Annotated in this window: 11 protein-coding genes and 1 pseudogene; all 12 read left to right on the top strand. The window is 38.2% G+C overall.

The annotated features are described in order from the left end of the window. Nucleotides 1-5 precede the first annotated feature (5 nt). A complete protein-coding gene (locus AAV96_RS09395; RefSeq protein WP_046739108.1) occupies nucleotides 6-1,289 on the top strand; it encodes a hypothetical protein in 1,284 nt (427 codons plus the stop codon). 13 nt (nucleotides 1,290-1,302) lie between these two features. Continuing rightward, entirely contained in the window at nucleotides 1,303-2,079 is a 777-nt protein-coding gene (locus AAV96_RS09390) for a hypothetical protein (protein ID WP_046739107.1), read from the top strand. Between the two features lie 124 nt (nucleotides 2,080-2,203). Beyond that, entirely contained in the window at nucleotides 2,204-2,851 is a 648-nt protein-coding gene (locus tag AAV96_RS09385) for a hypothetical protein (RefSeq protein ID WP_004661746.1), read from the top strand. Between the two features lie 5 nt (nucleotides 2,852-2,856). Then, on the top strand, nucleotides 2,857-3,303 hold the full coding sequence (locus AAV96_RS09380; RefSeq protein ID WP_046739106.1) for a hypothetical protein: 447 nt from the start codon (nucleotides 2,857-2,859) through the stop codon (nucleotides 3,301-3,303). Further along, complete coding sequence (locus AAV96_RS09375; RefSeq protein WP_046739105.1) at nucleotides 3,303-4,199, top strand: hypothetical protein; 897 nt, start codon at nucleotides 3,303-3,305, stop codon at nucleotides 4,197-4,199. The genes AAV96_RS09380 and AAV96_RS09375 overlap by 1 nt, the downstream gene beginning before the upstream one ends. A gap of 8 nt (nucleotides 4,200-4,207) precedes the next feature. Next, a pseudogene (locus AAV96_RS18570) lies at nucleotides 4,208-4,499 on the top strand (hypothetical protein); the annotation flags it as partial. Between the two features lie 199 nt (nucleotides 4,500-4,698). Beyond that, the gene (locus tag AAV96_RS09365; protein ID WP_046739103.1) at nucleotides 4,699-5,112 is read left to right on the top strand and encodes a hypothetical protein; all 414 of its coding nucleotides are present in this window, start codon (nucleotides 4,699-4,701) and stop codon (nucleotides 5,110-5,112) included. Between the two features lie 79 nt (nucleotides 5,113-5,191). Beyond that, nucleotides 5,192-6,736 (top strand): hypothetical protein, encoded by a 1,545-nt coding sequence (locus tag AAV96_RS09360; RefSeq protein WP_046739102.1) that lies wholly within the window; start codon nucleotides 5,192-5,194, stop codon nucleotides 6,734-6,736. Continuing rightward, nucleotides 6,736-7,437 (top strand): hypothetical protein, encoded by a 702-nt coding sequence (locus AAV96_RS09355; RefSeq protein ID WP_227505840.1) that lies wholly within the window; start codon nucleotides 6,736-6,738, stop codon nucleotides 7,435-7,437. The genes AAV96_RS09360 and AAV96_RS09355 overlap by 1 nt, the downstream gene beginning before the upstream one ends. A gap of 77 nt (nucleotides 7,438-7,514) precedes the next feature. Further along, a complete protein-coding gene (locus AAV96_RS09350; protein WP_046739100.1) occupies nucleotides 7,515-9,416 on the top strand; it encodes a hypothetical protein in 1,902 nt (633 codons plus the stop codon). A gap of 13 nt (nucleotides 9,417-9,429) precedes the next feature. Then, nucleotides 9,430-9,738: a hypothetical protein gene (locus AAV96_RS09345; protein ID WP_004661756.1), complete on the top strand. Its 309-nt coding sequence runs from the start codon at nucleotides 9,430-9,432 to the stop codon at nucleotides 9,736-9,738. A 63-nt stretch (nucleotides 9,739-9,801) separates the two neighbouring features. Next, nucleotides 9,802-13,401: a hypothetical protein gene (locus AAV96_RS18285; protein ID WP_171249141.1), complete on the top strand. Its 3,600-nt coding sequence runs from the start codon at nucleotides 9,802-9,804 to the stop codon at nucleotides 13,399-13,401. The last annotated feature ends 24 nt before the right edge of the window (nucleotides 13,402-13,425 follow it).

Genomic DNA, 13,425 nt, shown 5'->3' with positions numbered 1-13,425 from the left:
CCATTATGACAAATTTAAAATTAACCAGTAATGGAGCTTTGATACTGGGTGGCAATGGCGCTGCGGTATTGAGCTTGATTTTTGATACCTATAGTTATCTAAAAGATACAGATATTGAAGTCGCATTTTTCAGTAAAGTCACTACGCCGACTTCACTATTAGACATCACCATGCGTTTGCGAATCATAGATTCAACCACTGGTGATGAAGTGATCAAAATTCAGGGTGTCGTTGATGGAGATCCTGAAAATCCAGCAACGATTATTGCGGTTGCAGACGCTACTGAAGAATTTGAACAATTTGAATTGCATATCAATGATGCTTTAAGTGCAATTTTATTGAGTAGTGCATTCAATCCAGTGAATAGTTTAGGACGTAAGACTGAGATTCTATCGTTACCAGATGAAGAACCAGACACTTTTAACGCTGATCAAACTTATACACTGATTACCAATTTAGTGGATAAGCCAGCTTATTTAGCATTGCCAACTGTCATTGAAATAGATGTATACGTGGCCTTATTACGTGTGGCTGAAAAATTAAATATTCCACTCGATGTTGAGGTTGACTCAACTATGACAGTGGAACAAGTCGCTCTATTTGCTGAAAGTTTAGATGCTCAAACACATCAAGTTCAATTGATTTGGTCGCCGAATATATGCCGTCCACGAGATGCCATCTCATTACGGGGGCGTAAAATTCCAGCTCGGTACATTGGTCAATACATTGGTGACAAGCTACTGCGTAATGCTCGAACGAATGCTCAAGGTTTTGCACCTATTCATTATGCCGTCGCTTGGAAGGACTATCCGTTTAAGAAAAAGGCTTTAGAGCTTCGTCCAGATGTTGTACTCGATGAACCAACATTAGAAATGCTTGCTCAAGCAAAAGTGAATGTCGTTCGTCCAATTAAGTTTGAGCGTGTCTTGTATGTCTTAAGTGATGTGCTTACTCAGCGTCAAAGTAAAAATAGTGCATTGCGCTTGGTGAATGCTGCTGAAATTGCTATGCGCACCAAAAATGATGTTGTCGACATTCTAAAGAATCATATGTTGAAACCAACTGAAGATTATTTAGATAAAGCGAGTAAGGAAATAGACAAATATTTGTCTGACGCTGCGACTTCGGGCTGGTTAAAACCTGCTGAAGATTTGGATGGAAAACCTTTCGCATTCAGCTTAATTCCTGACAAAGATTATCCATTTGAACGTGTTCGATTGTATTTGGCACGCCGTCCAGAAGGCGCGACCCGTGCTGTGATCTTTGATGAAGATGTATTAGTTAAATAAATAGGTGATAACAATGTTTGGCTCAAAAAATCCGTTTAATTTAAAACCACAAGAAAATGTATTACGCGACTTTGATTCTGCTGCAGCTGGAATTACAAGTAGCGTGAATACGTTGACTAGTTCAATTCGTGAAGAACTTTCATTTATTGAACACGTTCGAGAAATGGCTTTGAATATCGTATCTGATCTAGTTGATACGGTTATTGACAACACTTTAGAAGACAATGAATTGCCGACTGACCGTCTTGATTTTCTTATTCTGGATGCCTTAGATGGTGCAGATGATGAAAATGGTACGTTGGAAAATGCATTAGTTGCTTCCATTGATGATGCACTTTCAAGTTTTGGTGTTGATGACTCAGTGATTGCTGAAATCTTTAGCGATAATATTGAAGCTGCTGATGCTGCAATTGAAGCTGCTGCAAGCACAGTAATTGCAAATATGCCTGATGAGGGTGATCCATTAGATGAGCTTGTTCGTGAGTTTATTTATGGTGAACCTGATGAAGAAGAAGGTTTTGACTCGGTTGGTGGCAAGAAAAAGCTTTCTCGTGGTCAGATGACGACGAAAAGTGTAGGTGGTCGTAAAGTGCGTTATAAAGCGATTGCAGCAATCCGTAATGGTGTTAAAAAGATCGTGAATAAGCGTTTACCAGGTCAACGTATCCGTCTTTCAAGTGACCAAAAAGCTGCACTAAAGAAAGCGAGTTTAAAAGCACGTTCAGCTAATTCATTGCATAAGCGTATGAAGTCGTTGCTCAAAGGTAAAAAGATTGGTCTATATAAATAATCAATAGGATATAGATTAAAAAAAGGCTGCGATTATGCAGCCTTTTTTTTATTTGGAACAATGAGGAATTAGTCTTGGTTCAAGTGATCAGAATACTTATATCCAATAAGATTTGAGAATAACGATGCGTCAAGTCAATCCAATGCTTTTAAATCAAATGAAGGCAGATTCGATAGCAATTCAGCAATTAGGTTCGCCGATTTTGTCATGCCAAGGCATGTTGGTACCACAAGGTTTAGAAGATTACCGGTTTTTAATTAAAAGCTGTCCACGTCCAATTATTAGTAATGAAGATCCAGCGGAAGTCCAATATCCGGGTGGCTATACGGGGATTGTGGCTGGACCTCCTAAAACACATTACACAGGTAATTTACAATTACTGGTTACTGAAGCAGGGCACGATCAACTTTTTGCTGAATACATTGTGGCAAATAAAGGCATGATCAATTGTGATTATTATGATGGTCATGTCGCAAATTTTACCCGTGCATACTATCTGGAAAACTGTGCAATTCGATTTGAAATGGCCGAATTCGATACGGATAGTCGATCTCAAGTAATGACCGTTTCATGTCCGATTGATTTCAATTTCTTTGGTGGCTTCGCAAAAATTGGGAGTAATGGCACAGTATTACCAGGACAGCGTGGAGTTGCTGGTATCGAAGGGCTAATTAACCGTGTTCAGAACGTCGTAAACGCTGCACAGTCTGCAACAAACTTAGCTCGTTCAGCAACTGGTGTAGCACGTCAAATTGGTTCTTTATTTGGGTAACTGCTATGCAATTGTTACCTGATGATGGCTCTCTATATCCAAAAGTGATTGCTGGTTCTATCGAAGCACTAGCAATGACTTTTCATCTAAAATTACAGATGAAAGGTTATTCACTTCTTGTTGAAGATGTGACGAATGCTTTGATTGAAGAAACAAAGCGTTATGCAGGTTGGGCAAAGCTGACCTGTCAACGTGGTTCAACCAGTATTATCACGGTTGATAAAAACATTGTTCTTGAAGGTTTTGAGTGGGTCATTATTGAACCTTGTTTAAGTGCAAACTGTGACTTGATTCAAGCGCAACTTGTCGAAGCTTCAAGAAGTATGGGCGGTGATGGTTTTGGCATGTCAGTGAGTGAAGCTGAACAAGCATATAATCAAGCAAAAGAGTTAATGCCTAAAAATGCTTTTGTGGAGCCTCCTTTTAGTTTTAAAACTTTAGGGGGCAATTGATGCGAATCGCGATATTGGCAACCAATAAAATCATTTCTGCGTCTGAGTTGATGATCGCAACACTAAGAACTGATCTTGTTCCTGTACCTGTCAGTATCGAGTTTGCAGTCAAGTATACAAAGGAACTCAATGATCAATTGGTAGATGGGGCTGAAATCATCGTGAATGATATTCCATATCCATTTGAGATCGTTTACTCACATCCTGTTAAATCGCAAACGATTAAAGACAATTCCCGAATCGGGGCTATTTCATGCATCGCCGTATTCAAAGGTTGTAAAAAGATACTGGAGCAAGCAAAAAAGGCTGTGATTTTGGAGCAGACTTCTTTTAATGCTGCATATCGTGCGTGTGGTGCCTCTAATATCCGCTTGGGTGATGATATACCTTTACCTGAATTTATTTGTCTCAACGGTACCTTGATTTCAGAGCGTATAGCACTTTATTTACAACAAGAAGCTGCGGTGATTTGTTTTAAAGAAACAAAGATTTGTATTTTAAAACTCGATGCACTTTTTAAACAAGAAGCCGTTCTAAAATTAGATCCTAGTGAAATCCAATGGTTTAACAGCGATCAAATTGAGAAGTTTCAAAAGTCCTCTTATGTCTCCGTTGATCAAGATGGTTCGACGGTTATTGGGGACGATACGACGACGAAAGGGCAGTCTGTTATTCAGAAAGCAGGTCTTGATGCACGACAGTTAAAGAATCTGGAAAAGGTACTCATTCCGCGTGGCGTGGTTCATCGTTCGTTAAGTCTTGAAGTAAACGCTGGCGATATAGTCGAAGTAGAACATAAGAAATATGTGATTTTGACAGCAGCTCATGAAGTAGAAACAGGTGCTATTGGTGGCAATGTCGGTTCAACCTCAAAGCTTTGGTTAGCAAGTTTATAGGTGCTGTGATGAATGGTTTTAAAAAAGCAAAAATCCTCAGTTACGATGCGCAAAACAGAACTGCAAAGATTCACATACCCGGTCTTACGGATGGCGCAAGCACGGGCTTAACAGCAACTTTTGCTTATCCCGTTGGTGATAGTGATAAAGATACTGAGCGCGAAATTTTAGAGGGAGAGGATGTCTATATCTTCTTCGAAAATAATGAGCAATCGCGTCCTGTCATCGCATTCTATAGCAGTCATAGCAAAGGTGCAGTGGTCGATACACGCCGTATACGACAAGAGAATATCGAGCTTTTAGCACGTAGCAAGGCAACGATTGAAGCGCCTTCTATTGAGTTAAAAGGTGAAACAAAGATTACAGGCAACGAGCAAGTCACTGGAAACGTCATCGTTGGTTCTGGTGCGACTGGCGTATTTTCAAATGTATTTGGGAAAACACTAACCATAGCAGATGGCATTGTGATTCAAATTTCATAAATTTTTAAAGGTGATGTATGAGTGAATTAAATGTTCAATATCTTCAATCATTAGAAGATCATATCAATGCTGTGCAGACTTGCGAAGATCTTCAAAAGGCGGTGGATACCGTGATGTATGCTTTAGGTGATCAATTGCAAGCCTTGACCGATGAATTAGAAATTGTTGGGGTAATTCAGGATTTACTGACCATCCCGAATAATCCAGCACAACTTCTTACATGGGTTCAAAAGTACATTAACTTAGTGCTCAAGCCGATGTATCAGCCTTATTTAAAATGTAGTCAACAACTCATTGAGCTGATTGCCAAGATCCAACAATTACAGTCTGTAATTCAAGACAAAATGAATTCATTGACCAATTGTTCAGTGAATATGCCAGCAATTAATTTTCCTGAAGTTAGTCTGCCAGAAGTGCCGACTGCACCTTAATTTTGTTATTGGAACGACCAAACATTCAAGCCAATTAACTTAGCCAAAATTACGTTAATTCTTAAATTTTGGCTTAATTATGGCTGCTTCAGACATCCTTTCTTTGTTGTTGGGAACAAATGCGAATAGCATCCCTCAGCAAGTGGTTGATGCTAACCAAGAAGTCATGGCGCAAATGTATGATTCCGTTGCGCCTTTTTCGCTTGGGACACATACAACACAGGAAAACAAGAAAAGAACACGTAAAGAAATTCTGACCAAGTGGGAGCAAATGCTAAAGTTCGCTCCCGTAGCAGAGGGCATTGGTATTCATGTCATGGCTGCACTTGGCGGTGATACACATACGGGCCAACAAATCTTTATTACGCCTACAGAGCGATTGCGTGGCGAATTAGGCAAAACTGAAAAAGCGCAATTAGAAAAACTACAAAAGCGTATCAAGCCAATAGAAACTGTCATAAATAAATACATCACGAAGCTATGTTCGGAAGGTATTTCCTTTGGTGATGCCTATGCCCGTGTATATGGAAAAAAGGGAGTAGGCGTTACTGACTTACTTAGTAATGAATATACCTATGCGCCACAAATACAGGCATTTGAGCAAGGTAGTAAGACAGTCGCTTACTTTGCACTGAATCCAAAAAACTGGTCCAAAGTCATGACTAAGTTGAATCACACACAGATGGTTCGGATGAAGTTGCCACGGATTCAAAATGTACCGCAATTTGATCCAGTTGAAGCTAGTTTAATTTCTCAAATGCTTGAAGGTGATAATCCAGAAGAATTGCCGATCTTACCAGCACAGGTCGGTGGCTCATTTCTCTATTCAATTGAGAAAACCTATGATGATGTCATCCTTGCCTTAACCACGATGAACAGTCAGCAAGTTGCTGATGCAGTCAATCAAATGTTTTTGACGCTGAACATGGCTGGTATGCCTCCAGCACAACGTGATGCTTATATCCGTGGTCTTGAAGGAATGCTAAAAGATCATGAGAAGTTCGTAAAAAATGCAATGGAAGGTGGTGAGGGCATTTGGAATACCAAATATCACGTTTTACCGACATGGGATGAAAAGCAGATTCTTAATCCTGTGGGAGATATTAAAGGCCAACGTAATTCACCTGTAAATATCGAAACCTTTATGATTAATGTACGTTTATTAATGGGAGGAATTGGTCTCGATCCTTCAATGGTGGGGTGGGCTGATATGCTTTCTGGTGGTATTGGAGATGGGGCAGCATTTCATACCTCAAGTCAAATTATGCGCCGTTCCATGTATATTCGCCAATCAGCTGTTCAATTCGCCAATGATATTATGCATATCGATTGGGGTTATTGTTATAACGAGCAATTTGAAGCAGGTGAATTAGATTATCCATGGCAAATTGAGTTTTCTAGCACCCAGTCAGCAGCTGTGACAGAAGAAAATACTAATAAACAAACTCAGATGAATACATCCTTACTTAAAATTCAAGTCATTAACTCACTCAAAGAATCTGATTTAAGTGAGGAAACGATGCAATATATTTTAGAAAAAGATGCTGGTTTTAACTATGACGATTCATGTCGTATAGCAGCTGATATTGCGAAATCTCGTCTCAATGGACAGGGTGAACAATGATGTTGAGATTAAATACACCAGGTAATAATGGTCCTTGGTCTGGTATGCCAATTAATGAGGCAAGACAATTTTATGACAAAATATATTCGCTTGGAGTTTTATCCACACTCCATTTTGGTGTGTGGTTAGAACCTTTCGATCCTAAAAGTGCGCTTGCTAAAAGTTCAATTGAACTAATTGATGCTTATGACTTAACACATCCTGAAGCAGGTCAATTCAATGCATTCGAAAATGGAGAAAGTGGATTTTTAGCAAGTACTACAATTGAGAATATCCCATTGTTGGATAGAGAAAAGTTACCTTGGCTATGTCAAAGTATTGATTTATCTGTAATGGATGCACAAACCGATAGTATTCAGGTTGGTGCATTTCAACTCAATCACATCACTGGAAATAGTTCGGGTGAAATATCTATACCATTTATTGAGACACGCAATGCATCCATTCTAAATAGTGCTTTGGCAATAAAAGCGATCATGTTTCCTGATGGTGAGGATGGGGGTACACAAGCATTACCGAATGATTATCTAATGCGTATGACAATATATATTTATGATAAACAAAGCTACTCAACTAAGGTTTTTGAAATTAAACATTTGGTCGCTTTACAAACAGGAAGTATTCCATTGGATGCCACAAATCGAAATGGAGTCGGTATAGTTACTTTGAATTTTATAAAGATGTTCCCAATGTTGAAATGATTGGAACAGCTCAAGAAGAATCATTTATTTAAGTGCAAAAATGGCCTCAATCAGAAAAATATTGAGGCATTTTTTCAATGCGAAATCTCGACATATTTACTTTATTACATGAACCACATACTAGTCGTTTAGTACATGGATTTGATTCTGTGAATAGCGGTGCTTGTTCAATTGGAGTGATCAAAGGTCAATATCGTCAGCTGAATGCAATCGTTACAGAATCAGCTACGGATGATGACCAATGGCGTATTGTGAATCTAAAAGGTTCAATCAATAGCATTGCTGCATTTGACTCAATTGCCGTTTTAGGTGCAGTTGATAATGATCATGCAAGTGCATTAGCACAAATGCAGTTTGGGCGTATGTTTGATGCTATTGAAGATGATGTAATTGAAACCAATACCAATGGTCTATTACGACATTTAGCAACACCACAATTTCATAAGCATAAGCAACTTATTCATCGAGATCATTTAGTCGCATTACAAGATATTCCATGTGCTGTATTACCAGGTTGGGACGGTATCGAACTAACAACACATGAAGGAAAAACAGCGAATCTGCTGTTAGACATGCAACTTCATGATGACAGTACAGAGCTATTATCGAGTTTTGATGGTTTAGCTAATTTGCTTGAATCAATTGGAGCAGAACACCCAGATTTTGATTCAATCATTGTTGAGTATCAATATCTCGATAAGTTAATGGATATGCTGCATACAGCCATGCAGACAGCGTCTAAAGGCGGTGTAAAAGTTCTGAATGTAGATCGTAGTGAAAAGCCATTTCGACACAAAAAAGTGCTGAATGTCGCCGTTTCATATGATTTCGAAGATGGACAAACGATTACGATTTTATTTCATAATCCTGATCGTGACGCAAAGCGGATATCGCCACAAGACACGTTATTGTCTTGGAAGATTCTTATGAATAAGCGTGATGTAACAGGCGTGATTCAGCCCAACCAAGGTGAAGGTATTGCATTACCTGTACTTGCTGGACGTGTTGTTAAATTGATTAATCAGAACAGTGCACGGTTTAAACGGACTCAAGCTAAAAAAGCTGAAAGTGCGCAAACTTTAGCTGACACTGAACAACGTATTGCAGACAAGCAAAATCAAAAGACCGCTTTATCTTCAGAAATTCAGGGGCTACTTGATCAAATTGATGGCTTAAATAAGCAAAATAATGGTCAAGCACCAAATGCTGATACTGGTACAGGGAATAATGCTGGACAAGCTGCAAATACAAAAGCTGTGACCAAAGCAGAAGCTCGTCAAATTTATGATGCTTTAGATATTCGTCATCGTTGGTTGACTGGTGGTACCACGGAAGAATTCTATAACCAGAATTATCCAGCTGGAATTAGCGAAGCGCTTACAGATGCAAAAAGTCTACTTGAACGTCCATTTGGAAAAGTTGCACTCGCAAATGGATTAAAAGCTTCAATTGAACGAATGATTGCTACAGTAGAAAAAACAATTGAACGCTGGAACAAAGGCTTAAGTGAGGACTCATCAAAAGCCAAGACCTATCCACCAATTGAGGATTTAGGCAATGGTTATTACAAAGCGTTCAAAAACGATAAAAAGCTTGATGATTGGACAGCCCATATCAATACAAATGGTGAGTGGGAAGTTTCAGCAAATAATGCTTCATCTCGTGCTTGGAACAATGGCTTTGGTGCACCGCGATTCTTCAAAACAATTGAAGAAATGATTGCAAAATATCCAGCATTTGCTGCTTTACCTGCAATGTTACCCACAGAGGATAATGCAAACTCAAATGCTAATAATGATGATGCAGACTATCTGAATAAAGTCATTAAGGGTGAAGTTGATTTTTCAAAAGCTAGTGAAGTTGAAGGCCAACTAGAATCTATTGGCAGTCGCTTAACACCTGAAACCAATGATCTATTCGAACAGGCTGTTTCTGCTTATTCAATGTATCAAGTCAATCAAGCTGCTTCAGTCAATTAAGGAATAGCAATACATGAATGCCTTAGAAAAATTAAAGCTCACGAAAGAACTACGTGCTTTACTTGAACAGATCCCGAATCTTAAGGGGATGGAAAAACTTCAAAGTACAAAACGATTGCGAGAATTGATTGAGTTACTTGGCGGACAGGCGAATCAATCAGTCAATAAATTATTTCAGTCTATTATTGATGGTGACGTTAAAGTATCCATTGAATTACTTAAGCAAGTTCGTAGTGAAGCTGAAAAGAATTTGAATGATCCGTTATTGATTGAAGCCGTTAATGTTCTAATAACTCAAGTTAATGAGTTGGTTGGAACATAGCAAGCCTAACTAGTCTTAAACCTCTCAAAATAGTCCTAAATGGGCTATTTTTTTGTGCGTGAAATGAGCAAAATTAATCAAATATTTAAGAAAGATGATGTTAGAGAAACATTAGATTCAATTCTAAGTGTACTAAGAAGTAATACCTTTATTCCGTTTCCACTGGAAATGGTTAATCAGGCATTTTATCATTCATCTCGTTATTCCGAAGCAATCGCTCAGGACTATAAGAAAAATTATACCCTTACCATTAAAAGAGCAATTGAAAAAGCTTTACCAGAAGTTGAAACACCTGAACAACAACAAGCTTTTGATGATGCGCTAACCCTCCTACAAAATACTTATATTGATAAAATTAAGACACTGGCAAACAGCCGAAGTGGTGTTTATTCATCTTTTATGGCCGGACGTTCTAACTTTAATTCTAAACAAGCTAACAGACGTGGCAATGCTTATGATCAAGTTGCTGAAAAAATAGAAAGTTGGATTAGAGATTTCGCACCAAACTTTATTTATAACAAAGTTATCGCTGCACGTAATATGGACCAAATTAATGCGCTTGCGAATGAAAAAGCAGAAAGTGAAAAAAACAAATTAGAAAAAAGAGCTGCTGATTTATGGATAATTTTACAACCAAAAGAATTTCCATTTCAGTTTGGTAAGACATCCATTTCAAAGATTAATTTTAGTCGTGATAAAAAACCAAAATCATTTTTAATAAATGATAGTGCCGTCTATGACAATAAAATTGAATTTTCTGAATTGTTTGGGAAATCTGATTATCCAAAACTTTTAGAAATCTTGGAGAAACAAGGTAAAAAAATACCTGAATCTTGGGCTGAAACTAATTTAAAGAAGAAAAACTCTAGTAGCATTTCAAGCTTCGATTCAATCGAATTAGATAATCACGATCCGCTTGGCACAATTGATAAGTTGATCGAAGCGTTTGAAAACAATCGTTTTGAAATTTATAAATTCTTAACTAATCAGCCAGTCAGCTCAATTCAGTCTGGACAAATTAAACCAGACAGCAACGGAAAATTGATTAATGGAGCTGTGGACTGGTTTAGGACATGGCTTTCAAACAATGGTCATGATGGTGTATTTCATAATGAACAATTGGGGGATATTGTTCTTTCGCCTCGTGGTATAAAAAATGCTATGAACCACAAACCACATCCGATAGATATTCAAGCGATTCCAGCCTTACCTGAAATCATGGAAAAAGTAAAAGTTTTGGATGTTTCGCGTGATGATGAGGGTAAGCCAATTAAAAATATTGTTGCTGCTGCACCAATTTTAATAGATGGGGAAAAATATTATTTAGTCTTACGATTACGCCAAGACTTAACTATAAGAAATGAACCGCCAAGATTTTATACAGTTGCTGTTGAAGTTATAGAAAGCGCAAACAAAAAGGCCACAACCCTTATGACCAGTCCGATCTTTGATAAATCAAAGGGTAGGATTGAAACTGGAGGTCGTGACCGTTTATTAAATATACTTTATAGGGCTTTGACTGTCAATCATGTGTTCCATGGTCGATCTAACAACGTTAAAACAGCTAAAGGAACCAAAGTATCAACTGTATTTGCTGTATTAGAAGCTGATCAAGTGATTGCTTCACATACGGCTACAGGGACGGAAAATCCTAATTATCCTCAAGAACTTCAACCACGAGATCGTAGTCGAGAATCTTCCCAAGCGTGGGTGCAAAAAACTTCAAATACTTTAGATCCTGAAAGCTTAGGACGATCAGGTCGTGCGGATACGGGAGCGCCTATCATTGGTGATGATCTGGTGGTTGAGTCTGGCAATGGCCGTACTATGGCAATCCAGCTTGCATATGAGCGCGGAAATGCTGATGAGTACAAAGAATGGTTGATTGATGAAGCAGAATATTTTGGCTTTAGTGCGGATCAAATCAACCAATTTAAACAGCCTATCCTTGTGCGTATTCGCACCTCTGAAATTGATCGTATTCAATTCACAGTAGAAGCCAATCAAGATGATAAGTTGTCATTTAGCGCGACTGAACGAGCAAAAACTGATGCAAGTCGATTAGATGAGAACCTATTGTCATTGTTTACACCTGGTGAAGATGGCGACCTAATCACTGCAAGTAATCAGAAGTTTATCCAAGGATTTTTAAAGTCTTTAGGTGAAACGGAAGCAGCTCAATATATCGGGACAGATGGAAAGCCAACACAAGCATTAGTCACACGTATGAAAGCTGCAATATTCAGCAAAGCTTATAATGATGACCGACTTCTTGAAATGATGGCAGACCAAACGAAGCCAGATTTGCAAAATATGCTAAATGCATTAGGTGCAGCAGCTCCAAAATTTATTGAAGCGCAAGCCGTCAGCCGTGGTGATGTGCAGGATGTTTCAAGTTCTATCGTTGATGGTATTGAGCAAGCACTTGATAAGCGTGTGACAAATGCAATTATTGATGCAGCGAATACGATCTTAGCTGCAAAGCAAAATGATCAAGATATTGTTGAATTTGTAAAACAACAGGGTTTATTTGGTGATCTAGGCGAAGGCGTGCCAGAGCTTGCAGTATTCTTATCTAAGAATAGTCGCAGCGCCAAAAAGATGAGTTTGCTATTCAAAGCAATGGCAGAGTTTGCAGAAAAAGAAGCGATTGATGGGCAAAACATGGGGCTTTTTGGTGAACCTGAACCTGTCAGCATCAAAGACGCAATCAATTACGCCGTGAAAGTGATTGAGGATAATTATGGTGATAATGCCAATCTGAGCATGTTTGATTCTATTGATTCACTTACATCAATAGATGAAAAAGCACATGCTGCAGCTACATCACCTCATAATGATTTAGACTTTCCAACAGCAGAACAAAAGCAATCTGGTGAATATCAAAAAGGGCATTTATCGATTGGTGATTTAAAAATTGCTATTGAGAATCCAGCAGGTTCAATCCGTTCAGGAACTGACCCTAACGGGAATGAATGGCAAATCACGATGAAGCATCACTATGGTTTTATTGAAAATACTACTGGTGCAGATGGTGATGAAATTGATGTTTTTGTGAAAAATCATTTGGCCGTTGAACCTAAATGCGCCTATATCATCAAACAGTTAGATAATAACGGGCATTTCGATGAGCAAAAAGTCATTATTGGTGCTGAATCAAAAGAAGAAGCGAAGGAAATTTATTTATCAAATTATGAAAAAGGTTGGCAGGGCTTAGGAGGCATTAAGAAAATATCTATGGCTGATTTGTTGAAGAAGATTCAACATACTTGGTCAGAATTCGATTCTTGGGCTAGAGATGGAAGCTATGATCACATCCCTATAGATCAAGTAATCATTGAAAATGCACCTAAGATAGTTGAAAGTAAAATTGACAAAGAGGACCCGATTGTAGTGCTTGAAACACACGGGAAATATCATCTTGTCATTGGTTTAGATCGAATCAAGTTGGCCAATCAAAGACATGAAAGATTTATTCCAGCAATCATTTTTGATGGTAAGGATGTATCAAAATCAATAATTCAAAATGCTATTATGCAAGCTGGTTCGAAAGTTGATCCCGTTGCTTTAGCTGCACTTATTTTGGATGAATTAGAGAAAAGTTTAGTGAATAGTTTCGATAATATATCGAATCCATTTTTTGATATTCTTTATGTAACATAAGTTGATATATTTATTTCTTTAATA

Origin of the sequence: Acinetobacter sp. AG1 (genome assembly GCF_001005525.1) — a bacterium.
Taxonomy (GTDB): domain Bacteria; phylum Pseudomonadota; class Gammaproteobacteria; order Pseudomonadales; family Moraxellaceae; genus Acinetobacter; species Acinetobacter modestus.
Note: the sequence above shows the minus strand (reverse complement) of the source record. Positions and strands in the feature narration are given on the sequence as shown.